Origin of the sequence: Streptomyces sp. CA-146814 (assembly GCF_050942385.1) — a bacterium.
In the GTDB taxonomy this organism is placed as follows: Bacteria; Actinomycetota; Actinomycetes; order Streptomycetales; family Streptomycetaceae; genus Streptomyces.
This window is the reverse complement of sequence record NZ_CP192068.1, coordinates 6,901,509-6,925,639: the sequence shown is the minus strand read 5'-3', so window position 1 is coordinate 6,925,639 and position 24,131 is coordinate 6,901,509. Positions and strand designations below refer to the sequence as shown.

Annotated in this window: 20 protein-coding genes and 2 riboswitches; of the genes, 13 read left to right on the top strand and 7 right to left on the bottom strand. The window is 71.7% G+C overall.

The window, feature by feature from the left end; all coding sequences use genetic code 11:
* The first annotated feature begins 194 nt into the window (after positions 1-194).
* Complete coding sequence (locus ACQP09_RS30590; protein WP_433405574.1) at positions 195-890, top strand: type 1 glutamine amidotransferase domain-containing protein; 696 nt, start codon at positions 195-197, stop codon at positions 888-890.
* Positions 891-957: 67 nt separating this feature from the next.
* Here ACQP09_RS30590 and ACQP09_RS30585 read toward each other — a convergent pair whose 3' ends face one another.
* Both ACQP09_RS30585 and ACQP09_RS30580 read right to left on the bottom strand, forming a co-directional pair.
* Positions 958-1,326 (bottom strand): Zn-ribbon domain-containing OB-fold protein, encoded by a 369-nt coding sequence (locus tag ACQP09_RS30585; RefSeq protein ID WP_432152434.1) that lies wholly within the window; start codon positions 1,324-1,326, stop codon positions 958-960.
* A 158-nt stretch (positions 1,327-1,484) separates the two neighbouring features.
* Positions 1,485-2,201, bottom strand: a complete 717-nt coding sequence (locus ACQP09_RS30580) for a TetR family transcriptional regulator (protein WP_433406814.1) — start codon at positions 2,199-2,201, stop codon at positions 1,485-1,487.
* Positions 2,202-2,389: 188 nt separating this feature from the next.
* Here ACQP09_RS30580 and ACQP09_RS30575 point away from each other — a divergent pair, with 188 nt between their 5' ends.
* Together ACQP09_RS30575 and ACQP09_RS30570 are read left to right on the top strand one after the other, a co-directional pair.
* A complete protein-coding gene (locus ACQP09_RS30575; protein WP_433395440.1) occupies positions 2,390-3,175 on the top strand; it encodes an electron transfer flavoprotein subunit beta/FixA family protein in 786 nt (261 codons plus the stop codon).
* 54 nt (positions 3,176-3,229) lie between these two features.
* Positions 3,230-4,192, top strand: coding sequence for an electron transfer flavoprotein subunit alpha/FixB family protein (locus ACQP09_RS30570; protein ID WP_433405571.1), 963 nt, complete (start codon positions 3,230-3,232; stop codon positions 4,190-4,192).
* A gap of 66 nt (positions 4,193-4,258) precedes the next feature.
* Here ACQP09_RS30570 and ACQP09_RS30565 read toward each other — a convergent pair whose 3' ends face one another.
* The 3 genes from ACQP09_RS30565 to metE form a co-directional block, all read right to left on the bottom strand.
* Entirely contained in the window at positions 4,259-5,647 is a 1,389-nt protein-coding gene (locus ACQP09_RS30565) for a lysine N(6)-hydroxylase/L-ornithine N(5)-oxygenase family protein (protein ID WP_433405568.1), read from the bottom strand.
* Between the two features lie 37 nt (positions 5,648-5,684).
* Complete coding sequence (locus ACQP09_RS30560) at positions 5,685-7,178, bottom strand: pyridoxal phosphate-dependent decarboxylase family protein (protein WP_433405565.1); 1,494 nt, start codon at positions 7,176-7,178, stop codon at positions 5,685-5,687.
* 240 nt (positions 7,179-7,418) lie between these two features.
* Positions 7,419-9,743: a 5-methyltetrahydropteroyltriglutamate--homocysteine S-methyltransferase gene (gene metE, locus ACQP09_RS30555; RefSeq protein WP_433405564.1), complete on the bottom strand. Its 2,325-nt coding sequence runs from the start codon at positions 9,741-9,743 to the stop codon at positions 7,419-7,421.
* A gap of 174 nt (positions 9,744-9,917) precedes the next feature.
* Positions 9,918-10,107: riboswitch (cobalamin riboswitch) on the bottom strand.
* A gap of 468 nt (positions 10,108-10,575) precedes the next feature.
* Here metE and ACQP09_RS30550 point away from each other — a divergent pair.
* A complete protein-coding gene (locus tag ACQP09_RS30550; RefSeq protein WP_018514785.1) occupies positions 10,576-10,773 on the top strand; it encodes a hypothetical protein in 198 nt (65 codons plus the stop codon).
* A gap of 117 nt (positions 10,774-10,890) precedes the next feature.
* On the opposite strand, the gene cobF is transcribed toward ACQP09_RS30550, so the two are convergent.
* A complete protein-coding gene (cobF, locus tag ACQP09_RS30545; protein WP_433405561.1) occupies positions 10,891-11,709 on the bottom strand; it encodes a precorrin-6A synthase (deacetylating) in 819 nt (272 codons plus the stop codon).
* A 126-nt stretch (positions 11,710-11,835) separates the two neighbouring features.
* Positions 11,836-12,014: riboswitch (cobalamin riboswitch) on the top strand.
* Between the two features lie 235 nt (positions 12,015-12,249).
* Between cobF and ACQP09_RS30540 the strand changes: the two genes are divergently transcribed.
* From ACQP09_RS30540 to ACQP09_RS30520, 5 genes are read left to right on the top strand one after another with little or no spacing between them, the layout of a single operon-like run.
* Entirely contained in the window at positions 12,250-13,752 is a 1,503-nt protein-coding gene (locus ACQP09_RS30540) for a CoA-acylating methylmalonate-semialdehyde dehydrogenase (RefSeq protein ID WP_433405558.1), read from the top strand.
* A complete protein-coding gene (locus ACQP09_RS30535; protein WP_433405556.1) occupies positions 13,749-14,903 on the top strand; it encodes an acyl-CoA dehydrogenase family protein in 1,155 nt (384 codons plus the stop codon). Before ACQP09_RS30540 ends, ACQP09_RS30535 begins: the two co-directional genes overlap by 4 nt.
* Positions 14,900-15,967 (top strand): enoyl-CoA hydratase/isomerase family protein, encoded by a 1,068-nt coding sequence (locus ACQP09_RS30530; RefSeq protein ID WP_433405553.1) that lies wholly within the window; start codon positions 14,900-14,902, stop codon positions 15,965-15,967. The genes ACQP09_RS30535 and ACQP09_RS30530 overlap by 4 nt, the downstream gene beginning before the upstream one ends.
* Positions 15,964-16,890, top strand: a complete 927-nt coding sequence (gene mmsB / locus ACQP09_RS30525; RefSeq protein WP_433405551.1) for a 3-hydroxyisobutyrate dehydrogenase — start codon at positions 15,964-15,966, stop codon at positions 16,888-16,890. Before ACQP09_RS30530 ends, mmsB begins: the two co-directional genes overlap by 4 nt.
* On the top strand, positions 16,887-17,696 hold the full coding sequence (locus ACQP09_RS30520) for an enoyl-CoA hydratase (RefSeq protein WP_433405549.1): 810 nt from the start codon (positions 16,887-16,889) through the stop codon (positions 17,694-17,696). The genes mmsB and ACQP09_RS30520 overlap by 4 nt, the downstream gene beginning before the upstream one ends.
* On the opposite strand, the gene ACQP09_RS30515 is transcribed toward ACQP09_RS30520, so the two are convergent.
* The gene (locus tag ACQP09_RS30515) at positions 17,683-19,146 is read right to left on the bottom strand and encodes a short-chain fatty acyl-CoA regulator family protein (protein ID WP_433405547.1); all 1,464 of its coding nucleotides are present in this window, start codon (positions 19,144-19,146) and stop codon (positions 17,683-17,685) included. The genes ACQP09_RS30520 and ACQP09_RS30515 overlap by 14 nt on opposite strands.
* 193 nt (positions 19,147-19,339) lie before the next feature.
* On the opposite strand from ACQP09_RS30515, the gene ACQP09_RS30510 reads away from it, so the two are divergent.
* The 4 genes from ACQP09_RS30510 to ACQP09_RS30495 all read left to right on the top strand — a co-directional run bounded on the left by ACQP09_RS30510 (position 19,340) and on the right by ACQP09_RS30495 (position 24,099).
* Positions 19,340-20,860: an MmgE/PrpD family protein gene (locus ACQP09_RS30510; RefSeq protein ID WP_433405544.1), complete on the top strand. Its 1,521-nt coding sequence runs from the start codon at positions 19,340-19,342 to the stop codon at positions 20,858-20,860.
* Entirely contained in the window at positions 20,860-21,765 is a 906-nt protein-coding gene (gene prpB / locus ACQP09_RS30505) for a methylisocitrate lyase (protein WP_433405541.1), read from the top strand. The genes ACQP09_RS30510 and prpB overlap by 1 nt, the downstream gene beginning before the upstream one ends.
* A 39-nt stretch (positions 21,766-21,804) precedes the next feature.
* The gene (locus ACQP09_RS30500) at positions 21,805-22,950 is read left to right on the top strand and encodes a bifunctional 2-methylcitrate synthase/citrate synthase (RefSeq protein WP_433405538.1); all 1,146 of its coding nucleotides are present in this window, start codon (positions 21,805-21,807) and stop codon (positions 22,948-22,950) included.
* A gap of 84 nt (positions 22,951-23,034) precedes the next feature.
* Positions 23,035-24,099, top strand: coding sequence for a lipoate--protein ligase family protein (locus ACQP09_RS30495; RefSeq protein ID WP_433405535.1), 1,065 nt, complete (start codon positions 23,035-23,037; stop codon positions 24,097-24,099).
* Positions 24,100-24,131: the final 32 nt, after the last annotated feature.

The window sequence follows — 24,131 nt, the reverse complement described above, 5'->3', positions numbered from 1 at the left end:
GGCCCGCCGGCCCTGCGGGGGCGTCTCCGGAGGGTTCGGGACGGCCGTCGGGGGCAGGCGATCCGCCGGACGGCCGAGCGCCGCCGACCCGTCGGGAGCCTCTGTTCCGGCGCGCGTCGGCGGGACGCGGTTCCCGGCCGGACCGGGCCTACCGTCGGCCTGGTCAGCCACCCCGACCAACGGAGATGTACGACATGGCAAAGATCCTTTTCGTGGTGACCGGCGCGGACCACTGGACCCTGGCGGACGGCACCGCCCACCCGACGGGCTTCTGGGCCGAGGAGGCCGTGGCGCCGTACCAGGTGTTCACCGGCGCCGGTCATGAGGTGGTCGTCGCGACCCCGGGCGGCGTCGTCCCCACCGTGGACCGGGGCAGCCTGGCTCCCGACGTCAACGGCGGCCAGGAGGGCGCCGACAAGGTGGCGGCCGGACTGGAGGCGTTCGCGGAGCTGCGGCGGCCGGTCGCGCTGGAGGACGTGGAGCTGGACGCGTACGACGCCGTCTTCTATCCCGGTGGCCACGGCCCGATGGAGGACCTCGCGGTGGACCCGGCCTCCGGGCGGCTGCTCACCGAGACCCTGGCGTCGGGCAAGCCGCTCGGCGTCGTCTGCCACGCCCCGGCGGCGCTGCTGGCCGCCACAGGCCCCGACGGCACCAACGCGTTCGCCGGCTACCGGCTGACCGGCTTCACCAACGCCGAGGAGGCCCAGGCGGGCCTCGCGGAGAAGGCGAAGTGGCTGCTCCAGGACCGGCTGGTGGCGCTCGGCGCGGACTTCCAGGAGGGCGAGCCCTGGGCGCCGTTCGTGATCACCGACCGGAACCTGGTGACCGGTCAGAACCCGGCCTCCTCCCAGCCGTTGGCCGAGGAACTGCTGAAGCGCATCGGCTGACCGGCGACCGCTCCGGAACGCCCGCGCGTCGGCCTCACCGGCCGTGAGCGCGGGCGTTGCGGGCGTCTCAGACCCAGTCCCGCTGTACCGGCGGCTCGCAGAGCTCCAGGACCACCGCCCCGGTCTCCGGCTCCTCACCCGCGAGGGGCTTCACGCGGGCGCCGACCGTCACCATCTGCGGTGCGGCGCCGACGACCTGGCAGCGGAAGACGAAGCCCTCGGGGAAGCGGACCAGGGACTCGTTGCGCGCGTCCTCGGTGTAGCGGTGGACCACGGCGGTGCGTACGACCACTCCGTGGCCGGTGGTGCGTTCGGGCTCCAGTTCACTGGACGCGCACACCGGGCACAGCAGCCGCCGGAAGGAGGCGGTACCGCACCAGCGACAGCGGTTGTAGGAGAGGCCGCACTCCTCGTGCGCCTTCTGGACGGTGCCCATTCCTGCCTGAGACACGGATCGACCCCCTGCGCTCGACTCGGACGCGCCGCACCTGGCTGACGGCGCGTCCGCACCATATGGCACTGAGTGCCGGAGAGTAAAGGCACTGAGTGCCGATTATTACCGAGTCTTCTGCGGTGGGCCGGGTGCGCAGCCGCTCAGCTCTCGCCGACCGCCGCCTCGATCTGTTGCACGACCCGCCACATCGGTGTGCCTTTGGACGCGACCATGACGATCACCTCGCTGTCACCGGACCCGGTGGTGACGCCGGACGCACCGAGCGCCGGCAGGCCCGGTTTCTCTCGTACGGGCACGGGCTCGGCAGGCCGCTCCCACACGTCCCGCACCAGGTCGAGCGCGTGGTCCACGGCCTCCTCGGGATCGCCGGAACCTCCCGAACGCAGCCACAGCCGCAGCCCGTTGTTGTGCGCAGCGACCACCGACGCCGCGATCACCTCGGCCCGCAACTCTCCGTCGCCGTCCGTCCCGAACCGGCCCCGGAGGTGACCGGCGAGCGTCTGCTCGTAGCGGCGCACCACGGAGAGTTCGTACGTCCGCAGTCCGGGCACCTCACGGGTGAGCTTGTAGCGCTGTACGGAGAACTCCGGGTCGGCCGCGTACATCCGCAGCACGATCCTGGCCGCGTCGCACACCGCGCCCACCGGATCGGCGTCGTCCACCGCGGCGAGGAACTCGGTCATCTCGGCGAGACAGCGCTCATGGTCCGGGAAGACCACGTCCTCCTTGGAGGGGAAGTACCGGAAGAAGGAACGCCGCCCCACCCCGGCCCGCGCCACGATGTCGTCGACCGTCGTCCGCTCGAAGCCCCGCTCCAGGAAGAGCTGGAAGGCCGCCTGTGCGAGCACCTCCCGCATGGGTGCCTTCTTCTCGGGTCCGCGTGCCTCGCTCATGCGGCGAAACGTAGCACCGGAGAGGCACTTTTGGCACTGGGTACCTTTACAGAGGGTACTGAGTACCATAAGGTCACCCTTACGAAACCGCACCCAGGTGGGACCGGCCCCGATCGGCATGGGACCACACCCAGGTAGGCAGGAGAGCCGGCGTGAGCTTGAGGATCGTTGTCTGTGTGAAGTACGTGCCCGACGCGACCGGTGACCGGCATTTCGCCGATGACCTGACGTTGGATCGTGAGGATGTCGACGGTCTGCTGTCGGAGCTGGACGAGTACGCGGTCGAGCAGGCGTTGCAGATCGCGGATGCGGCGGACGATGCGGAGATCACCGTGGTGACGGTGGGTCCGGAGGATGCCAAGGACGCGTTGCGCAAGGCGTTGTCGATGGGTGCGGACAAGGCGGTTCACGTCGAGGACGACGATCTGCACGGCACGGATGTGATGGGCACGTCGCTGGTGCTGGCGAAGGCGGTCGAGAAGACCGGCTTCGACCTGGTGATCTGCGGGATGGCTTCCACCGACGGTGTCATGGGGGTCCTGCCGGCCCTGCTGGCCGAGCGTCTGGGTGTGCCGCAGGTGACGCTGCTGTCGGAGGTGTCGGTGGAGGGTGGTGTGGTGACCGGGCGTCGTGACGGTGACACCGCATCCGAGCGGCTTGAGGCGTCGTTGCCGGCGGTGGTGTCGGTGACCGACCAGTCCGGTGAGGCGCGTTACCCGTCGTTCAAGGGGATCATGGCGGCGAAGAAGAAGCCGGTCGAGTCGCTGGATCTGGATGATCTGGGTCTGGATGCGGACGAGGTCGGTCTGGCGGGTGCGTGGACGGCGGTGGATTCGGCGACCGAGCGTCCGGCGCGGACGGCGGGCACGATCGTGAAGGACGAGGGTGAGGGCGGTCGGCAGCTCGCCGAGTTCCTCGCGGGCCAGAAGTTCATCTGATCCCGCACGCCCGTAGGTTCCTGTCTCTGTTTCTCTCGTCTGGAGTGCGTTGTCATGGCTGAAGTTCTTGTTCTGGTCGATCACGTGGACGGTGCGGTCCGTAAGCCCACCCTGGAGCTGCTGACGCTGGCCCGCCGGATCGGTGACCCGGTCGCTGTGGCGCTGGGTGCCGGCGCGGAGGCGACCGCGGGTGTGCTGGGTGAGCACGGTGCGGTGAAGGTCCTGACCGCCGATGCTGCCCAGTTCGCGGACTATCTGGTGGTGCCGAAGGTGGATGCGCTGCAGGCCGCCTTCGACGTGGTGAATCCGGTGGCGGTGCTGGTGGTGTCCTCGGCGGAGGGTAAGGAGGTCGCGGCCCGTCTGGCGCTGCGGGTCGGTTCGGGGATCATCACCGATGCCACCGATCTGGAGGCCGACGCCAAGGGCCCCGTCGCCACGCAGGCGGCGTTCGCCGCCTCCTACACCACCCGCTCCCGTGTTTCGCGGGGTGTCCCGGTCATCACGGTCAAGCCGAACTCCGCCCCGGTCGAGCCCGTTGCCGCGGCCGGCACGGTCGAGGCCCTGTCGGTGTCGTTCAGTGAGGGTGCCACGGGCACGAAGGTGACGGGGCGGACGCCGCGTGAGTCGACCGGGCGCCCGGAGCTGACCGAGGCCGCGATCGTGGTCTCCGGCGGCCGTGGTGTCGGTGGTGGGGAGAACTTCCCGCTCATCGAGGCGCTGGCCGACTCTCTGGGCGCGGCGGTGGGTGCCTCGCGTGCCGCGGTCGACGCGGGCTGGTACCCGCACACCTCCCAGGTCGGCCAGACGGGTAAGTCCGTCTCGCCGCAGCTGTACATCGCCTCGGGTATCTCCGGTGCGATCCAGCACCGGGCCGGTATGCAGACCTCGAAGACGATCGTCGCGATCAACAAGGACGCCGAGGCCCCGATCTTCGACCTCGTCGACTACGGCGTCGTCGGCGACCTCTTCACCGTCGTGCCCCAGCTCACCGACGAGGTCAACGCCCGCAAGGCCTGACCACCCCCGACACAACACCCCCGCTCCGGGCCGCACGGTGAACCCACCGCGCGGCCCGGAGCCGTATCACCGCCGCTCTTCCGCTATCCGCCCCGGCATCCCGCTCCGCTCCTCCGCCGCGCCAAGTCCGAACGTGGTGAAGGCGGTCCGGTCCGGCAGCGGGTAAGTCTCCTTGCCCGTCAGCGCGTTGATGATGACGGCGGAACGCCAGGCGGCCAGACCCAGGTCCGGCGCGCCGACCCCGTGCGTGTGCCGCTCCGCGTTCTGCACGAAGACCGAGCCGTCGATCTCCGGTGCCAGGACCAGCCGTTGGGCCTCGTCGACCTGCGGCCGTCCGGCACCGTCGCGGACGATGTACGGATCCAGAGCGGCGAGCAGCGTGTCGACCGGGCGCTCCCGGTAGCCGGTGGCGAGGACCACCGCGTCCGTGGCGAGCCGGCCCCGGGTCTCCTGCTGGCCGTGTTCCACGACCAGTTCGATGCGGCCGCCGCCCGTGACCGAGGCGCCGGTGACCTCGATGCCGGGGGTGAGGGTCACATCGGGCCAGTCACCGCCGAGGCTGCGCCGGTACAGCTCGTCGTGGATGTCCCCGAGCGTGTCCCCGCTGACGCCCTTGTACAGCTGCCACTGGCTGGGCAGCAGCCGGTCCCGGGTGGCCTGCGGGAGCCCGTGGAAGTAGCGGGTGTAGTCCGGGGTGAACTGCTCCAGCCCGATCTTGCTGTACTCCATGGGCGCGAAGGCCGGGGTACGGGCGAGCCAGGTCAGCCCTTCCGCCCCTTCCGGCCTCAACCTCAGCAGATCCAAGAGGACTTCGGCGCCCGACTGTCCCGAGCCGACGACCGTGACATGCCGGGCGGCGAGCAGCCGGTCCCGCTGGGCGAGGTAGTCGGCGGAGTGCAGGACGAGCGGTACGGGGTCGGCGGCCAGGGCCCTCAGCGGCTCGGGGACGTACGGCGCGGTGCCGACACCGAGCGCGAGGTTACGGGCGCGGGTCAGCCCGCTCCCGAGGCTCTCGCCGTCCGGGCCGAGCCGGGTGAAGTCGACGGCGAACGTCCTCTCGCCCGTGTCCCAGGCGATGGCGTCGACGCGGTGGCCGAAGTGGGTGGAGGGCAGTTCGGTGCTCACCCAGCGCAGGTAGTTGTCGAAGTCGGAGCGGTGGATGTGGAAACGCTCGGCGAAGTAGAACGGGAAGAGCCTGCGCCGCGTCTTGAGGTAATTGAGGTAGCACCAAGGGCTGGTCGGCTCCACCAGGCTCACCAGGTCGGCCAGGAAGGGGACTTGGAGCGTCGCTCCTTCGATGAGCAGTCCCGGGTGCCAGTGGAAGGCAGTGCGCTGTTCGTGGAAGGCGGTGCGCAGGCCGGGTACGCCGTCGGCGAGGGCGGCGAGCGAGAGGTTGAAGGGCCCTGCGCCCACCCCCAGCAGATCGAGGGGCGGTGTTCGCGGTCCGGGCGTCATCGGATTCCTCCCACGTGGTTCGTGCGCGTCGGCAACGTCATGGCGACAGCCTTTCCGCCGCCGGGGCGTCGGTACCGCCGGGGCCGCTCTCTTCGGCCGCCGCCCGCCGAGCCGCCACCTCCACCAGGTCGAGCAGCGGCAGCAGGTCGGCCGTCGCGGCGGCCGGGTGCAGCAGCGTGGCCTTCAGCCAGAGCCGGCACCGCCCGTCGCCGTCCTCGGCCACCGCTCGTCCGAGGACGGCCCGGCCGTCCATGAGCAGCGTGCGGCGGACCTCGGCGACGACGGCGTCCCCGGCCTCCGCTTCCAGCTCGTCGGCCACCACCGGCCGGAACAGCACGGTGCTGATCCCGATCGCGCCGGGCCGGCGGCGCAGTGCGGGCCGGGCGTCGACGGCCCGGCCGAACTCCTCCGCCGTACGTACGCAGCGCTCGACCAGTTCGCTCAGTCCACGGCGGCCGAGCGCCCGGAAGGTGACCGCGATCTTCAGTGCGTCGGGGCGCCGGGTCGTACGGATCGAGCGGCCGAGCAGGTCGGGGAGGCCGGCCTCGGTGTCGTCGTCGGCGTTGAGGTAGTCGGTGCGCAGGGAGAGCGGCGCGAGCAGGGCGGTGTCCGCGACGGCCAGCACTCCGGCGGCGACCGGCTGCCAGCCGAGTTTGTGCAGGTCGAACGTTACGGAGACCGCCCGATCGAGCCCCGCCAGCCGGGGCGCCAGGTGCTCGCTGAAGAGCAGGGGCCCGCCGTACGCCGCGTCCACGTGGAGTTCGGCTCCGTACCGGTCGACGATGCCGGCGATCTCGGGAAGCGGGTCGATGCGCCCCTCGTCCGTGGTCCCGGCGGTGGCGACGACCAGGACCGGGCCGCCGCCGAGCCCGGCCAGGGCGCGGTCGAGGTCGGCGGGGTCGATCCGGCCGTCGTGGCAGGCGACCTGGGTCGGGGCGGGCAGGCCGAGCATCCAGGCGGCGCGGTGGACGCTGTGGTGGGCGTTGGCGCCGGTCACCACCCGGAGAAGGGCGGGCGCCGCGCGTTCGCGGGCGAGGAGCAGCGCGACCAGGTTGGACTCGGTGCCGCCGCTGGTGATGAGCGCGTCGGGTGCGGGAGCGTCCGGGTGGACGAGCCGGGCCAAGGCGGCCGTGGTCAGCTCCTCGATCACTCCGGCCGCGGGCGCCTGGTCCCAGGAGTCCATCGACGGGTTGAGCGCCGCCCCGGCCAGCTCCGCCGCGACCGCCACGGCCAGCGGCGGGCAGTGCAGATGGGCGACGCACGCGGGATCGGCCGGATCGGCGGCACCCTCGGCCACCGCTCGTACGAGGTCCGCGAGCGCGGCCTCGGCCCCGATGCCCTCCTCGGGCAGCACCGGGGCGGCCAGGGCGGTGGTCCGCCGGGCCACGGCGTCCGGGCCTCCGGCGGGCAGCGGCCCGCCTCGGGCGCGGGCGGCGGACTCCAACGTGTCCAGGACGACCGAGGTGAGGGCACGCAGGTGGCCGGGTCCGTCGACACCGCCCGCGAGGAGGCCCCCCGTACCGGCACTCACACCGCACGCTCCAGGCGGAGTTCGGCGGACAGCAGGTCCTGAGCACGCTCCATGGCGAAGCCCTTCGATCGGAGTGCAAGATCCACCACCGGGATTCGCTGGTTAGGCTAACCTAACTCTTCCGCCGATGAAGAACGCACTCCGGCCGCCCGGGTCTCCGAACCGGCCTGCCCCCGAACCGGGTCGAGGCCGCTCAGGCCGGTACGGGAGCGGCGGTGGCCGCTCCCGTACCGGGCCGGATCACGCCGCTTCGGTGGGCAGCTCCGCGCGGATCTCCCGCGCGGCGGCGACCAGGTTCTCCAGGGAGGCCCGGGTCTCGGGCCAACCGCGGGTCTTCAGGCCGCAGTCGGGGTTCACCCACAGCCGCTCGGCCGGGATGGCCTCAAGTCCCTTGCGCAGCAGGGCCGCTGCCTCCTCGGTGCTGGGGATGCGCGGGGAGTGGATGTCGTAGACGCTGGGTCCGGCCTCGCGCGGGTAGCCGTGGGTGGCCAGTTCGCGGGCGACCTGCATGTGCGAGCGGGCGGCCTCCAGGCTGATGACGTCGGCGTCGAGGTCGTCGATGGCCTGGACGATGTCGCCGAACTCCGCGTAGCACATGTGCGTGTGGATCTGCGTGTCCGGCCGCACGCCGGAGGTGGCGAGCCGGAAGGACTCCGTAGCCCATTCCAGGTACGCCGCGTGCTCGGCGGCCCGCAGCGGCAGCGTCTCACGCAGCGCCGGCTCGTCGACCTGGATCACCGAAGTGCCGTTCGCCTCCAGGTCGTCGACCTCGTCCCGCAGGGCGAGCGCCACTTGGCGGGCGGTCTCGCCGAGCGGCTGGTCGTCGCGGACGAAGGACCAGGCGAGCATGGTGACCGGGCCGGTGAGCATGCCCTTGACCGGGCGCTGGGTGAGCGACTGCGCGTACGCCGTCCAGCGCACCGTCATCGGCTCGGGGCGCGAGATGTCCCCGGCGAGGACCGGCGGCCGGACGTAGCGGGTGCCGTACGACTGGACCCAGCCGTGCTGGGTGGCGAGATAGCCGGTGAGCTGCTCGGCGAAGTACTGCACCATGTCGTTGCGTTCGGGCTCACCGTGGACCAGGACGTCGATCCCGGCCTTCTCCTGGAAGGAGAGGACCTCGCGGATCTCGTCCTTGATGCGCTCCTCGTAGCCGGCCTCGTCGATCCGGCCGGCCCGCAGGTCGGCGCGGGCGGTGCGCAGTTCGGTGGTCTGCGGGAACGAGCCGATGGTGGTGGTCGGCAGCAGCGGCAGACCGAGGTGGGCGCGCTGGGCGAGGGTCCGTTCGGCGTACGGCTGGGAGCGGCGTCCGTCGGCTTCGGTGATGGCCGCCGTACGGGCCCGGACGGCCGGGTCGCGGGTGATGACGGCGTCGGTACGGGAGGCCAGGTCGGCCCGGTTGGCGGCGAGTTCGGCGGTGATGGCCTCGGTGCCGGCGGTCAGGCCGCGCGCCAGGACGACGATCTCCTCGGTCTTCTGCCGGGCGAAGGCGAGCCAGCGGGCGACTTCCGGGTCGATGTCCTGCTCGGCCCGGGCGTCGAGCGGGACGTGCAGGAGGGAGGAGGAGGCGGAGACGTCGACGTGGTCCGCGAGGCCGAGGAGCGTGCCGAGGGTGGCGAGCGACTTCTCGTAGTCGTTGATCCAGATGTTGCGGCCGTTGACGACGCCCGCGACCAGCCGCTTGCCGGGCAGTCCGCCGGCCGCCGCGAGGTCGGCGAGGTTGCCTGCGCCCGACTCGGTGAAGTCCAGCGCGAGCCCCTCCACCGGCGACTTGGCGAGCACCGGCAGCGCCTCGCCGAGCCGCCCGAAGTAGGAGGCGACCAGCAGCTTGGAGCGGTCGGTGAGACCGCCGAGCTCGCGGTAGGTGCGGGCGGCGGCGTTCAGCTCGGCCGGGGTGCGGTCCTGGACGAGGGCGGGCTCGTCGAGCTGCACCCACTCGGCGCCCGCGGCCCGGAGGTCGGCGAGGACTTCGGCGTACACGGGCAGGAGCCGGTCGAGGAGGGTCAGCGGCTCGAAGTCGGCGGCGACACCGGGGGCCGCCTTGGCGAGCAGGAGGTAGGTGACGGGCCCGACGAGGACCGGGCGCGGGGTGTGGCCGAGCGCGAGGGCTTCCTTCAACTCGGCGACCTGCTTGGCGGAGTCGGCGGTGAACACCGTGTCCGGGCCCAACTCGGGCACCAGGTAGTGATAGTTGGTGTCGAACCACTTGGTCATCTCCAGCGGCGCCACCTCCTGTGTGCCACGGGCCATGGCGAAGTAGCCGTCGAGGGCGTCCGCTTCGACCGCCTCGCGGTGCCGCTCGGGGACAGCGCCGACCATGACACTGGTGTCCAGGACGTGGTCGTAGTACGAGAAGTCACCGGTCGGCACCTCGTGGACTCCGGCCTCGGCGAGCTGCTGCCAGGTTCCCCCGCGCAGTTCGGCGGCGGTCCTGCGGAGGGTGTCCGCGTCGACGCGGCCCTTCCAGTAGCCCTCGATGGCCTTCTTCAGTTCACGGTTCCGACCCTGGCGGGGGTAGCCGTACACGGTGGCCCGTGCTGCCGCGGCTGCGGGCTTCGCTGTCACGTGACTCTCCTTCGCGAGCATGTCTCCAGCTGCTCCCGGGACGGGACGCGGACGCGAAGGGGTGACGAAATCGGGCGGGAATACGACACGTTGACCGTGTCCGTCCGCCTGACGGTTACGCCGACCCGCCCACGAGGTCACCGGGAACTCCGCACACGAACGGTCGCGTGCGGGCAACGGGCAGGTCTTCGGACTCGCGGGCACGTCTGCCGGGGCAGATACCTACTGGCCGTCGCTTCCCAGACCCGGCCGGGTCCAGTGCGTATGACGGCGGTCGTTCCCGCTCACCGCTGCGGGGCAGTCCCGGATTCCCACCGGGTTCCCTCTTACGACACCCTGTCTGGCGGACAGGGCGAACCAGCTGCACCGGCCACCCTAAGCGGACGGCCGCCGGGCGCACACCGTTGTTCACTCTTCGGACGGTGATATGAGACACGGGCTCCGGACGGGCACCGAGTGCACGCCGGATGAGCCCCGGACGGGCTCCGAACGGGTGACGTCGGGCAGCGGAAGGGCCCCCGCACCAATCCGCCCCGGCAGGCGGCGCCGAATGGTCAGCACAGGGGCGCGGAGCGGGCGCTCCTGCATCACTGCCCGGGACCGGATCCGGCATCCTGGCACGATCCGGCCCCGGGCAGCCCCGCTCCCCTCCGCGCACCCCGTTCCGCCGTTCTTCTCCGGTTCGCTGACTTCCGGTCAGGTCGTGGGGGCATGGTGACTCAGATGTAACCGAATGGCGTAGGCGAACCGGAACCACAGAGCGTCACAGGCCGTTCTTCTTGCCAATACACGGCCGCCGACCCGCGGCGGCGACGAGCGAGGGAAGCGCTATATGAAGAAGACAGTCGGGTGGGCCCAGGACGGCGACGACTGGACGATCACGGTGAACGGCACTCTGTACCGGGCCGTCGAGCGGCCCACCGACGGGCGCGTGCACAACTATCTGGTGCGGGGCAACGACCTGACCGCCGAGTGCCCGAGCCTCGGTCACGGGCTGGGAGTGATCCGGGCGCACGAGTCCCGGAGCTGACCTCCGGCCGGGTACGACGGCGAGGTGCGGCGGCCGCTCGCGCCTCGACGCGACCCGCCGCCCTGTGTCACGTCACCCGCCCACCTGTCCGGGCCCCCGCTCGCGGGCCGGGGCCCGTCAGCTGTCCGTGCCGCCTGGGCTCTCCGTACCCTGGGCGCCCTCCGGCCGGTGGCGCAGCAGGTAGGTGTCCATGATCCAGCCGTGCCGTTCGCGGGCCTCGGCGCGCACGCGGCTGATCCGTTCGGCGACCTCGTCGAGCGGTCCGGAGACCAGGAGCTCGTCCGGGGTGCCGATGTAGGCGCCCCAGTAGATCCACAGGCCCCGGCCCGTCAGATGGGTGAAGCTCTCGTGGCCGTCGAGCATGACCACGATGTCGCCGTCGTCGTCCGGGAACCCCTCGGCGAGGCGTCGGCCCGGGGTGATGTGGACGGGGCGGCCGACCTGGTTCAGCGAGGTGCGGTGGCGGGCGGCGAGCGCCGAGACGCTGCTGATCCCGGGGACCACCTCATGGCCGAATTCCACCGTGCCACGGGCCTGGATGTCCTCCAGGATCGCGAGCGTGCTGTCGTACAGGGACGGGTCGCCCCACACCAGGAACGCCCCGCACTCCCCCGGCGCCAGCTCCTCGATGATCAGGCGTTCGCAGATGTCGGCGCGGCGGTGGCGCCAGTCGTGGACCGCCGTGGTGTAGCGGCCCCGGTCGTCCTGGGTGCGGTCCCGCCAGGGGTCCTCGGCCTCGACGACCCGGTAGGGACCGTCCAGGTGCTCGGCCAGGATGTCCCGCCGCAGCCGGGTCAGGGACTCCTTCTCCCGGCCCTTGCCGAGCACGAAGAAGACCTGCGCCCGGCGCATGGCCTTGATCGCGGCGAGGGTCAGGTGGTCGGGGTCGCCGGCTCCCATGCCGATGACGAGGATGTGGCGTGGTGCGTCGCTCATGTCGGCCGATCATGCCAGGAGCGGGGCGCGCGACAGCGCCGGGGGCGGGCCGGGGCGAGGCGGGGTGGACTTACTAGGACGTCCAACTATATGTTCGTGAGCAGAGGGGTGACCGGCATGGTGCCGGGCGCCTCGAAGGCCCGTGGTGTCAGGGAAGCCGGTGCGATTCCGGCGCGGTCCCGCCACTGTGACCGGGGAGTTCGTCCTCGCAGGACACGCCACTGACGGTGAAGGCGCCGTCGGGAAGGCATGAGGGCGCGCGCTGATCCGGGAGTCAGGATACCGGCCACGGGATTGTTCCGTGTTTCCACGAGGATGGAGCAGACACGCATGGCACCGGTCCGCACCCACGGCCCCGCAGGCCCGTCCCGGCGAGCGGTTATCCCCGCCCCCTGACGGCCTCCGCCCTCCGCGTCCCCCCCGACGGCGAGCCCTTCCACGCCCCTGCGCGCACCCGACCGGTGCGCTGTGCGGCGGCGGGGGCCCGTGCGCCATCCCCGGATCTCACCTGACGATCTCACCGACGAGAGCAGGCTTTCCATGGTCCGCGAACTCACCCATTTCATCGGCGGCAAGCACACGCCCGGCACCTCGGGCACGTACGGCGATGTGTACGACCCCAACACCGGCCGGGTCCAGGCCCGGGTGCCGCTGGCCGGCCGGTCCGAGACCGAGGCGGCCATCGCCGACGCGGCCGAGGCGCAGCTGGAGTGGGGCGAGTGGAACCCGCAGCGCCGGGCCCGCGTCCTGCTGCGCTTCCTCCAGCTGGTCGAGCAGGAGAAGGACTCCCTGGCCCGGCTGCTCTCCTCCGAGCACGGCAAGACCGTGGCCGACGCGCACGGTGACATCGCGCGCGGCCTGGACGTGGTGGAGTTCGCCGCCGGTGTGCCGCACCTGGTGAAGGGCGAGTTCAGCGACAACGCGGGCGCCGGGATCGACGTCCACTCGCTGCGCCGGCCGCTCGGCGTGGTCGCCGGCATCACCCCGTTCAACTTCCCGGCGATGATCCCGCTGTGGAAGGCCGCACCCGCTCTGGCCTGCGGTAACGCCTTCATCCTCAAGCCGTCCGAGCGGGATCCTTCGGTGCCGCTGCGGCTGGCCGAACTCTTCCTGGAGGCCGGGCTTCCGCCGGGCGTGCTGAACGTCGTCAACGGCGGCAAGGAGGCCGTGGACACGCTGCTGGAGGACCCGCGCGTCAAGGCGCTCGGCTTCGTCGGCTCGACGCCGATCGCCGCGCACATCTACGCGACGGCCGCCGCTCACGGCAAGCGGGCGCAGTGCTTCGGCGGGGCGAAGAACCACATGATCGTGATGCCGGACGCCGATCTGGACCAGGCGGTGGACGCGCTGATCGGCGCCGGGTACGGCTCGGCGGGCGAGCGGTGCATGGCGATCTCGGTGGCCGTGCCGGTCGGTGCGGAGACCGCCGATGCGCTGGTGGCCAAGCTCACCGAGCGGATCGCCGAGCTGCGGATCGGCCGCTCGGACGACCCGGACGCCGACTTCGGGCCGCTGGTGGGCCGGGACGCGGTGGACCGGGTGCGCGGCTATGTCGACCTCGGCGTGGAGGAAGGAGCCGAACTGGTCGTGGACGGCAGGGACTTCACCCTCGAAGGCCACGAGGAAGGGTTCTTCGCGGGCGCCTCGCTCTTCGACCGGGTCACCCCGGACATGCGGATCTACCAGGAGGAGATCTTCGGCCCGGTGGTCTCCGTGGTGCGTGCGACGGACTACGAGGAGGCGCTGCGGCTGCCTTCGGAGCACGCGTACGGCAACGGCGTGGCGCTCTTCACCCGGGACGGCGACATCGCCCGCGACTTCACCCGCCGGGTCGACACGGGCATGGTCGGCGTCAACGTGCCGATCCCGGTGCCGGTGGCGTACCACACGTTCGGCGGCTGGAAGCGGTCCGGTTTCGGCGACCTCAACCAGCACGGTCCTGACTCCATCCGCTTCTACACCCGTACGAAGACCGTCACTTCGCGCTGGCCCGCCTCCGGGATCCGGGACGGCGCGAGCTTCACGATTCCGACCATGGGATGACCGCCGTGACCACCCTGCTCACCGACGACCAGCTCGCGGTCGTCGAGACGACGCTCGACTTCGCCCAGGAACACCTGGCTCCGCACGCCGTGGCCTGGGACCAGGACAAGCACTTCCCCGTCGACGTCCTGCGGAAGGCCGCGGGGCTCGGCCTCGGAGGCGTGTACGTACGGGAGGACAGGGGCGGCTCCGAGCTGTCCCGCACCGACGGGGTCCTCGTCTTCGAGGCCCTGGCCACCGGCTGCCCGTCGGTGGCGGGCTATCTCTCCATCCACAACATGGTCGCCTGGATGGTCGACCGGTACGGCTCCGAGACCCAGCGCGCCCGGTATCTGCCGGAGCTCTGCACCATGGAGCAGCTGGGCAGTTACTGCCTGACCGAGCCGGGCGCGGGCTCCGACGCGGCCGCGCTGCGCACCCGGGCGGTCCGCGACGGCGACCACTACGTCCTCACCGGGACCAAGCAGTTCATCTCCGGCGCGGGCGCCACCCACCTCTACATCGTGCTGGCCCGCACCGGCGACAACGGCCCCGGCGGGATCTCGGCCTTCCTCGTCGAACGGGACGACGAGGGGCTCTCGTTCGGCGCCAACGAGAAGAAGATGGGCTGGAACGCGCAGCCCACCCGCCAGGTGGTGCTGGACGGCGTACGCATCCCGGCCGACCGGCTGCTCGGAGCGGAGGGCGAAGGCTTCCGCATCGCGATGAACGGCCTGAACGGCGGCCGACTCGGCATCGCCGCCTGCTCGTTGGGCGGTGCGCAGAGCGCGCTGGACCGCAGTCTGGCTCACCTGGCGGACCGGGAGGCGTTCGGGGCGCGGCTGCTGGAGGCGCAGGCGCTGCAGTTCCGGCTGGCCGACATGGCCACCGAACTGGCCGCCGCGCGGGCGCTGGTGCGGCAGGCCGCCGAGGCGCTGGACCGGAAGGCGGGCGGAGCACCGGAGTTGTGCGCGATGGCCAAGCGCTTCGCCACCGACACCGGCTACTCCGTCGCTGACCGGGCGCTCCAACTCCACGGCGGTTACGGCTATCTGGCCGAGTACGGCATCGAGAAGATCGTGCGGGACCTGCGGGTCCACCAGATCCTGGAAGGGACCAACGAGATCATGCGCGTCATTGTGGCCCGGAGCCTGACGGGAGCCCTGCGATGACCGAGGAGCTCGTACGGGTGCAGACCGAGGGACGTACGGGAGTGCTGACCCTGAACCGTCCCAAGGCGCTCAACGCGCTCACCCACGCGATGGTGGAGACGGTCGCGGCGGCGCTGGACCGGTGGGAGCACGACCCGGAGGTGGCCACGGTCGTGATCACCGGGGCCGGGGAGCGCGGCCTGTGCGCGGGCGGCGACATCCGGTCCATCTACGAGGACGCCCGCGTCGGCGGCAAGGCCTCGGCCGCGTTCTGGCGCGACGAGTACCGGCTGAACGCGCGGATCGCCCGCTATCCGAAGCCGTACGTGGCGGTCATGGACGGCATCGTGATGGGCGGCGGGGTCGGGATCTCGGCGCACGGCAGCGTCCGGATCGTCACCGAACGGTCCAAGGTGGCCATGCCGGAGACCGGGATCGGTTTCGTGCCGGACGTCGGCGGGACCTATCTGCTGGCGCTGGCCCCCGGGGAGCTGGGCACCCATCTCGCGCTGACCGGTGCGGTGGTGGGGGCCCGGGACGCGCTGCTGTGCGGGCTGGCCGACCACTTCGTACCGCAGGAGAGCCTGCCGGCGCTCCTCGCCGAGCTGCGGACCGAACCGCCCGCCGAGGTGCTGCACCGCCATGTCCGGGACGCGCCTCCCGGCACCCTGGAGACCGACCGGGCCTGGATCGACCGCTGTTACGCCGCCGACTCCGTCGAGGAGATCGTGGAGCGGCTGCTCGCCTCCGGGGCCCCGGCGGCGGGTGAGGCGGCCGCCACGATCCTCGGCCGCTCGCCCACCGCGCTGAAGGTGACCCTGGCCGCGCTGCGCCGGGCGCGTGAACTCGGGCCGCTGGAAAGGGTGCTGGAGCAGGAGTACCGCGTCTCGTACGCCGCTCTCTCCTCCGCCGACCTGGTGGAGGGCATCCGGGCCCAGGTGATCGACAAGGACCGGACGCCTCACTGGTCGCCCGGCACGCTCGTGGAGGTCACCGACGCCGACGTGGCCCGGTACTTCGCTCCGACCGGCGACGGGGAACTCGTCCTCGCCGCAGACGACTCACCGCAGGAGGTGCCCTGGTGACCACGACCGTCGCCTTCATCGGGCTGGGCCACATGGGCGGCCCGATGGCCGCCAACCTCGTCCGCGCCGGGCACCGGGTGCTCGGCCACGATCTCGTCGAGTCCTGTCTGGCGACCGCTGTGGAGAGTGGGGTCGAGCGGGCGAAGTCCGCCGCCGAGGCCGCCACGGCGGCCGATGTGGTGATCACCATGCTGCCTGCCGGACACCATGTCCTCGCGCTGTACGGGCAGGAAGGGCTGCTCGAAGCCGCCCGCCCCGGCACCCTGTTCATCGACTGCTCGACCATCGACGTGGCCGACTCCCGCGCCGCTCACGCGGCGGTGGCGGCGACCGGTCACCGCTCGCTGGACGCACCGGTCTCCGGCGGAGTGGTCGGGGCCGAGGCGGGGACGCTGACCTTCATGGCCGGAGGCGAGGAGGCCGCGTTCGCGGAGGCCGAACCGCTGCTGGCGGTGATGGGCAAGAAGGCGGTGCACTGCGGTGGGGCCGGTGCCGGACAGGCGGCGAAGATCTGCAACAACATGATCCTCGGCGTCTCGATGATCGCCGTCAGCGAGGCGTTCGTCCTCGCCGAGAGTCTCGGCCTCTCCGACCAGGCGCTGTACGACGTGGCCTCGGCGGCCTCCGGCCAGTGCTGGGCGCTCACCGTCAACTGCCCGGTCCCCGGACCCGTTCCGACCAGCCCGGCCAACCGCGACTACCGCCCCGGTTTCGCCGCACCCCTGATGGCCAAGGACCTCGGACTGGCCGCCAACGCCCTGCGTGCGGGCGGAATCGACGCCGAACTGGGTCTTCGAGCAGCCGAGTTGTACGCACGGTTCGCCGAAGGCGCCGGAGCCGAGCAGGACTTCTCCGGAATCGTCCAGGCCATCCGGGCCGCTTCGACGGACACCACCGACGCAGAGAAGGGCACCACCACGTGACCGAGCACAGCGAGAGTCCGGCCACCCCGGGCCCGTACGGGACGATCCTGGTCGAGCGCCGGGGCCGTACCGCCCTGCTCACCCTGAACCGCCCCAAGGCGCTCAACGCGCTGAGCCTGGACGTCATGCGGGAGACGGTCGAGGCGACCGAGGCGCTGGACCGCGACCCGGAGGTCGGCTGCATCGTCATCACCGGCAGCGGCGAGAAGGCGTTCGCAGCGGGCGCGGACATCAAGGAGATGCAGCCGCAGAGCTACATGGACATGTACCTCAGCGACTGGTTCACCGCCTGGGACCGGCTCGGTCAGCTGCGGACTCCGACGATCGCCGCCGTACGGGGCTATGCCCTGGGCGGTGGCTGCGAGTTGGCGATGCTCTGCGATCTGGTGATCGCCTCGGAGTCGGCGGTCTTCGGGCAGCCGGAGATCCGGCTCGGCGTGATCCCCGGCATCGGCGGCTCCCAGCGGCTGACCCGGGCGGTCGGCAAGGCCAAGGCGATGGATCTCTGTCTCACCGGCCGGAACATGGACGCCGAGGAGGCCGAGCGGGCCGGTCTGGTGTCCAGGATCGTCCCGGACGCGGATCTGCTGACCGAGGCGCTCGCCGTCGCGGACACCGTCTCCGGCATGTCGGCGCCGGTCGCGATGATGGCGAAGGAAGCGGTGAACCGGGCCTTCGAGACGACGCTCGCCGAGGGCGTCCGCTTCGAACGCCGCTTGTTCCACGCGGTGTTCGCGACGGCCGACCAGAAGGAGGGCATGAAGGCGTTCACCGAGAAGCGGCCCGCCGAGTTCACGCACCGCTGATCGGGCCGGGTGGGACGGGCCGGCCGTCGGCGATCACCGGGTACGGCACATGCGTACGCCGGTCGGGGTCGACGGCCAGCCGCCCTCCGGCCGGAGGCCGGGCCCGCTGGGCGCAGTCCTGCCGCTCGCAGATCCGGCAGCCGAGCCCGATCGGGGTCGCCGATCGCGGGTCGTCCAGCGCCAGGCCTTCGGCGTAGACCAGGCGGTGGGCGTGGCGCAGCTCGCAGCCGAGAGCTACGGCGAAGTCGGCCCGGGGCGCGCGGTGGCCGAATCCGCCGCGCGTCACGGTCCGGGCCACCCAGAAGTACCTTTTGCCGTCCGGCATTTCGGCGACCTGGGTGAGGATGCGGCCGGGCGCGGGGAACGCCTCGTACACGGTCCAGAGCGGGCAGGTGCCGCCGAGCCGGGAGAAGTGGAAGTCGCTGGCGGACTGCCGCTTGGAGATGTTGCCCGCCCGGTCGACGCGCAGGAACGAGAACGGCACGCCTCGGTCGCCGGTGCGCTGAAGAGTGGAGAGCCGGTGGCAGACGGTCTCGAAGCCGACGCCGAAGCGGGCCTGGAGGAGCTCGATGTCGTACCGCAGCTCCTCGGCGGCCCGGTGGAAGGCGGTGTACGGCATGAGCAGCGCGCCGGCGAAGTAGTTGGCGAGGCCGATCCTGGCGAGTCCGGCGGCCTGGTCGGAGGCGAGTTCGCCGCCGGCTACCAGCGTGTCGAGCAGTGATCCGTGCTCCAGCAGTGCGAGTTGGGTGGCGAGCTGGAAGGCGCGCTGGGCTTCGCTGAGCCAGGGTGAGAGCAGGAGGAGGCCGCTGTCCGGGTCGAACCGGCGGGCATCGGCTGCCCGTTGGGGGTCCGTGGTGACGACGGTGATGCCGTGCCGGGTGGCGAGGCGTTGCTTCAGTGCGTCGGCGGTGCGGCCCGCCGAGCCGGTGGAGAGGCCGGCCGCCGTGTCTTCGGCGACGGCGTCGAGGGCGCCGAAGTGGTTGTGGTGGGCGTAGAAGAAGTCCCGTACCTCGTCGTGGGGTTCGGCGGTGAGGAGCGCTTCGCCGTCCTGCGGCGGGGCGAGGGCGACGACCCGTTCGGCGGCGTCCCGGTAGCGGTGGTGGAGGGCGACCAGCGCGCGGGCCACCTCCGGGTGGTCACGGGCCACATCGGCGGCCTCCTCCAGCGGGACCTGCGTCCCGCACGCCTCGTCGCCGAGAGCGGCTCGGAGGTCGGTGGCGAGGCGCTCCTCCTCGGCCTCGGAGAAGAACTCCGGGTCGACGCCGAAGACCTCGGCGATCCGCAGCAGGACCGGCGCGGTCAGCGGGCGGTGGCTGTGCTCGATCTGGTTGAGGTAGCTGGTGGAGAGGCCGAGCGCGCGGGCCAGCTCGACCTGGTTCATCCCGCGCTCGCGGCGCAGCCGCCGCAGCTTGGCATGGGCGTAGATCTTGCGTCCGGCAGGCCGTCCCATGCGGTCGAAACTCCTCTCCCCCGCCCGGCCTCCACGCTGAGGCCTGCTGCGAAGCTAGCATCCGCATCTTTCGCAACTTTCGCAGATTCGCAGCTCAGGGCTGTACGGATTGCGCACGGTGGACCGGTCGCATCGGCGGGCGCGGCGGGGAAAGCTCCTCTGGTAACGCACCACCGATGTTGCGAGGAGCCCCGTGATCGACCACCACGTCCGCGTCCACCCCAGCGCCGACCGGCTGCCCCGTGAGGAGCAGCTCGCCTGGAAGCTGGCGGCCGTCGCCACCGGCACCCAGGACGCTTCCGCGCTCGACCCGCAGGCGGCCGCGATGGCCGTCAACCGGGTCGTCGACAACGCCTCCGTCGCCGTGGCGTCCCTTCTGCGCCGGCCGGTCGCGGTGGCCCGCAGCCAGGCGCTGGCACACACCGGCACGCCCGGCGCAACCGTCTTCGGCGCCACGCCCGGCGTGCGGGTCTCCCCCGAGTGGGCGGCCTGGGCGAACGGCACGGCCGTACGGGAGCTGGACTTCCACGACACGTTCCTGGCGGCGGACTATTCGCACCCGGGCGACAACATCCCGCCGCTGCTCGCCGTGGCCCAGCACACCGGGCGGACCGGCGCGGAGCTGCTGCGCGGGATCGTCGCCGCGTACGAGATCCATGTGGCGCTGGTCCGCGCGATCTGCCTGCACGAACACCGCATCGACCATGTGGCCCACCTGAGCGCGGCCACCGCATGCGGGCTCGGCGCGCTGCTGGGGCTGGACACGGCGACGACGTACCAGGCGGTCCAGCAGGCGGTGCACACGACGACGGCGACCCGGCAGTCACGAAAGGGAGAGATCTCCAGCTGGAAGGCGTTCGCCCCGGCGTTCGCGGGCAAGGCGGCGATCGAGGCGGTGGACCGGGCGATGCGCGGCGAGGGGTCGCCGTCGCCGGTCTACGAGGGTGAGGACGGGTTCCTCGCGCGGATGCTGGACGGCCCGGACGCGGCGTACACGGTGGGACTGCCGGAGCCGGGCGAGGCGCGGCGGGCGATCCTGGACACGTACACGAAGGAGCACTCCGCCGAGTACCAGGCGCAGGCGGTCATCGATCTGGCGCGGCGGCTGCGGGAGCGGACGGGCCCGACGGAGAAGATCCGCTCGATCGTGCTGCACACCAGCCACCACACGCACCAGGTGATCGGTTCCGGTTCCGGTGACCCGCAGAAGTACGACCCGACGGCGAGCCGGGAGACGCTGGACCACTCGGTGCCGTACATCTTCGCGGTGGCGCTGGAGGACGGGGCCTGGCATCACGAGCGGTCCTACGCCCCCGAGCGGGCGCAGCGGCCGAACACGGTCGAGCTGTGGCAGCGGATCTCCACGGTGGAGGACCCGGAGTGGACCCGGCGCTACCACGACCCGGACCCGGAGCGGCGGGCCTTCGGCGGGCGGGCGGTGGTGACGCTGGTGGACGGCACGGTGATCGAGGACGAGCTGGCGGTGGCCGACGCGCACCCGGCGGGGGCGCGTCCGTTCGACCGTGCGGGGTATGTGGCGAAGTTCCGTACGTTGGCGGAGGGCGTCGTCGCCGTCGGGGACCAGGACCGTTTCCTGGCGGCGGCCGAGGGGCTCGCGGAGCTGCCGGCGGACGGGCTCGACGCGCTGTTCCCGGTCGTGGACACGGAGGCGGTCGCCGCCTTCGACGCGGGGCTGCCGAAGGGGCTGTTCTGATGCTGCACACCCGGACCACACCGGCCGAGCGCCGCCGCTCCTTCCGCGAACAGCTGTCCTCCGGGCGGCTGGTGCGGATGCCGGGCGCGATCAACCCGTACTCGGCGCGGCTGATCCAGGAGGCCGGGTTCGAGGCGGTGTATCTGTCAGGCGCCGTACTCGCCGCCGAACTGGCCCTGCCCGACATCGGTTTGACGTCCTCCACGGAGATCGCCGCGCGGGCCCAGCAGATCGCACGCGTCACCGACCTGCCCGCCCTGATCGACGCGGACACCGGGTTCGGTGAGCCCATGAACGCGGCGCGCACAGTCCAGTTGATGGAGGACGCGGGGCTGGCCGGACTGCATCTGGAGGACCAGGTCAACCCCAAGCGGTGCGGCCACCTGGACGGCAAGACGCTCGTGGGGCGCGAGGAGATGGTCGGCAAGGTGCGGGCCGCCGTCGACGCGCGGCGCGATCCGGACTTCCTGCTGATGGCCCGTACGGACGCGCGCGGCCCCGAGGGGCTCACGGCGGCCATCGACCGCGCGAAGGCGTACGTGGACGCGGGCGCCGACGCCGTATTTCCCGAAGCGCTCGCGGACGAGGCCGAGTTCGAGGCGTTCCGGGCGGCGGTCGACGTACCGCTGCTGGCGAACATGACCGAGTTCGGCAAGGGCCCTTTGCTCGACGCGGCCACGCTGGAGAACCTCGGCTACAACATCGCCCTCTACCCCGTGACCCTCTTCCGCCTCGCGATGGGCGCGGTGGAGGACGGGCTGGCGGCCCTGGCCGCCGACGGCACCCAACAGGCCCTGCTGCCACGGATGCAGACGCGTTCCCGGCTGTACGAGGTGCTCGGTTACGAGGAGTACGGCGCGTTCGACTCGGCGGTCTACGACTTCACCCTGCCGCCCGGCGCCTGACCACCAAGCCCTTCACCCACGTACGCCCGGAGGTTCACCATGCCCGCACCCGCCACCGCCGAGATCCACCGCGGTCTCGCCGGGGTCGCCGTCGACACCACCGCCATCTCCACCGTCATCCAGGAGACCAACTCCCTGACCTACCGCGGCTATCCGGTCCAGGACCTGGCCGCCCGCTGCTCCTTCGAGGAGGTCGCGTATCTGCTCCGGTACGGCGAGCTGCCCGGCGCCGCCGACCTCAAGGCCTTCGAAGCCCGCGAGCGCGCCCTGCGGCCGCTGGACCGCACCACCGCCGAGCTGCTGGCCCGGCTGCCGGAGACCTGCCACCCGATGGACGTACTGCGGACGGCCGTGAGCTTCTTCGGCTCCGAGGACCCCACCGAGGAGGACGGCAGCACCGCCGCCCACCACGCCAAGTCCCTGGCTCTGATGGCCAAGTTGCCGGTGGTCGTCGCCGCCGACCACCGCCGGCGCCACGGGCTCGCCCCCGTACCGCCGGATCCGTCGCTCGGGTACGCGGAGAACTTCTTCCACATGTGCTTCGGGAGCGTGCCGGACCCGGAGGTGGTGCGCTGCTTCGAGGTCTCGCTGATCCTCTACGCCGAACACAGCTTCAACGCCTCGACGTTCACCGCCCGGGTCGTCACCTCCACCCTCTCCGACCTGTACAGCGCGGTGACGGCGGCGATCGGGGCGCTGAAGGGGCCGCTGCACGGCGGCGCCAACGAGGCCGTGATGCACATGCTCAACGAGATCGGTGACCCGGGGCGGGCGGAGGAGTGGCTGGACGAGGCCCTCGCCGCCCGGCGGAAGATCATGGGTTTCGGCCATCGCGTCTACCGGCACGGCGACTCCCGCGTACCGATCATGCAGGAGGCCACCGACCGGCTGGTGGCGCGCGCGGGCGACCCGGACGTGACCCGGCTGGCGACCCTGCACGCCGCGCTCCGCCACGCCATGATCAGCCGCAAGGGCATCCATCCCAACCTGGACTACCCGGCCGGGCTCGCGTACCACCTGATGGGGTTCGACATCGCGGCCTTCACGCCGATCTTCGTGATGAGCCGGATCACCGGCTGGACCGCGCACATCAGCGAGCAGCTGGCACACAACGCGCTGATCCGCCCGCTCGGCGTCTACAACGGGCCCGGCCAGCGGGCGGTGCCTCCACAGAGCGAGGGATGATCGACGAACCCGCGCGCGTTATAGCCGGATGTGTCCGGCTCATCACCGAGCCGGGCGACGAGATTCCGAGCAGGAGGCGGCGCTGTGCACGGTGAGTACAAGGTTCCCGGCGGCAAGCTGGTCGTGGTGGACCTGGACGTGGCGGGTGGGGCGCTGAGGAACGTCCGTGTGGCCGGGGACTTCTTCCTGGAACCCGACGAGGCGATCCTCGCCATCGACGCGGCGCTGGAGGGCGCCCCGGCCAACACGGACACCGCGGGGCTCGCGGCCCGGATCGAGGCGGCGCTGCCCGACTCCACGGTGATGCTCGGGCTGAGCGCGGAGGGTGTCGCCATCGCCGTACGCCGGGCGCTGGCGCAGGCCACGGAGTGGAGCGACTACGACTGGCAGCTGATCCACGACGCGCCTCAGTCGCCCGCGCTGCACATGGCGCTGGACGAGGTGATCACCGCCGAGGTCGCGGCGGGGGTGCGGCCGCCGACGCTGCGGGTCTGGGAGTGGGACTCCCCCGCCGTGATCATCGGGAGCTTCCAGTCGCTGCGCAACGAGGTCGACCCGGCGGGCGTGGAGCGGCACGGCGTGAACGTCGTACGGCGGATCTCCGGCGGCGGCGCGATGTTCGCCGAGCCGAGCTCCACCATCACCTACTCGCTGGCCGTCCCGCAGGCGCTGGTCTCCGGGCTCTCCTTCGCCGACAGCTACGCCTATCTGGACGACTGGGTTCTCGAAGCGCTGGCGGACATGGGCATCAAGGCCTGGTACCAGCCGCTCAACGACATCGCCACCGAGGTCGGCAAGATCGCCGGGGCGGCGCAGAAGCGGGTGGTGGGGCCGGACGGCGGGCCGGGGGCCGTGCTGCACCACGTGACCATGGCGTACGACATCGACGCCGACAAGATGCTGGAGGTGCTCCGCATCGGCAAGGAGAAGATGTCGGACAAGGGCACCCGGTCGGCGAAGAAGCGCGTCGACCCGCTGCGGCGCCAGACCGGGCTGCCCCGCCAGGTGGTGATCGAGCGGATGATCGAGTCGTTCCGCAAGCGCCACGGCCTCACGGACGGCCGCGTGACGGACGCGGAGCTGGCGCGCGCCGAGCAGCTCGTACGGACGAAGTTCGCGACGGAGGAGTGGACGGCCCGGGTGCCGTAGAGGGTGCCCCGCGGCCCCGCATACTGGGAGGC

Bases quoted from the DNA above. Each gene is read 5' to 3' on its own strand.
- ACQP09_RS30535 (WP_433405556.1), top strand. From the start codon at position 13,749: ATGACCGCCGTGACCACCCTGCTCACCGACGACCAGCTCGCGGTCGTC.
- ACQP09_RS30540 (WP_433405558.1), top strand. From the start codon at position 12,250: ATGGTCCGCGAACTCACCCATTTCATCGGCGGCAAGCACACGCCCGGC.
- cobF (WP_433405561.1), bottom strand. From the start codon at position 11,709: ATGAGCGACGCACCACGCCACATCCTCGTCATCGGCATGGGAGCCGGC.
- ACQP09_RS30590 (WP_433405574.1), top strand. From the start codon at position 195: ATGGCAAAGATCCTTTTCGTGGTGACCGGCGCGGACCACTGGACCCTG.
- ACQP09_RS30585 (WP_432152434.1), bottom strand. From the start codon at position 1,326: ATGGGCACCGTCCAGAAGGCGCACGAGGAGTGCGGCCTCTCCTACAAC.
- ACQP09_RS30570 (WP_433405571.1), top strand. From the start codon at position 3,230: ATGGCTGAAGTTCTTGTTCTGGTCGATCACGTGGACGGTGCGGTCCGT.
- ACQP09_RS30580 (WP_433406814.1), bottom strand. From the start codon at position 2,201: ATGCGGGAGGTGCTCGCACAGGCGGCCTTCCAGCTCTTCCTGGAGCGG.
- ACQP09_RS30565 (WP_433405568.1), bottom strand. From the start codon at position 5,647: ATGACGCCCGGACCGCGAACACCGCCCCTCGATCTGCTGGGGGTGGGC.
- prpB (WP_433405541.1), top strand. From the start codon at position 20,860: ATGCTGCACACCCGGACCACACCGGCCGAGCGCCGCCGCTCCTTCCGC.
- ACQP09_RS30530 (WP_433405553.1), top strand. From the start codon at position 14,900: ATGACCGAGGAGCTCGTACGGGTGCAGACCGAGGGACGTACGGGAGTG.
- ACQP09_RS30550 (WP_018514785.1), top strand. From the start codon at position 10,576: ATGAAGAAGACAGTCGGGTGGGCCCAGGACGGCGACGACTGGACGATC.
- ACQP09_RS30515 (WP_433405547.1), bottom strand. From the start codon at position 19,146: ATGGGACGGCCTGCCGGACGCAAGATCTACGCCCATGCCAAGCTGCGG.
- ACQP09_RS30500 (WP_433405538.1), top strand. From the start codon at position 21,805: ATGCCCGCACCCGCCACCGCCGAGATCCACCGCGGTCTCGCCGGGGTC.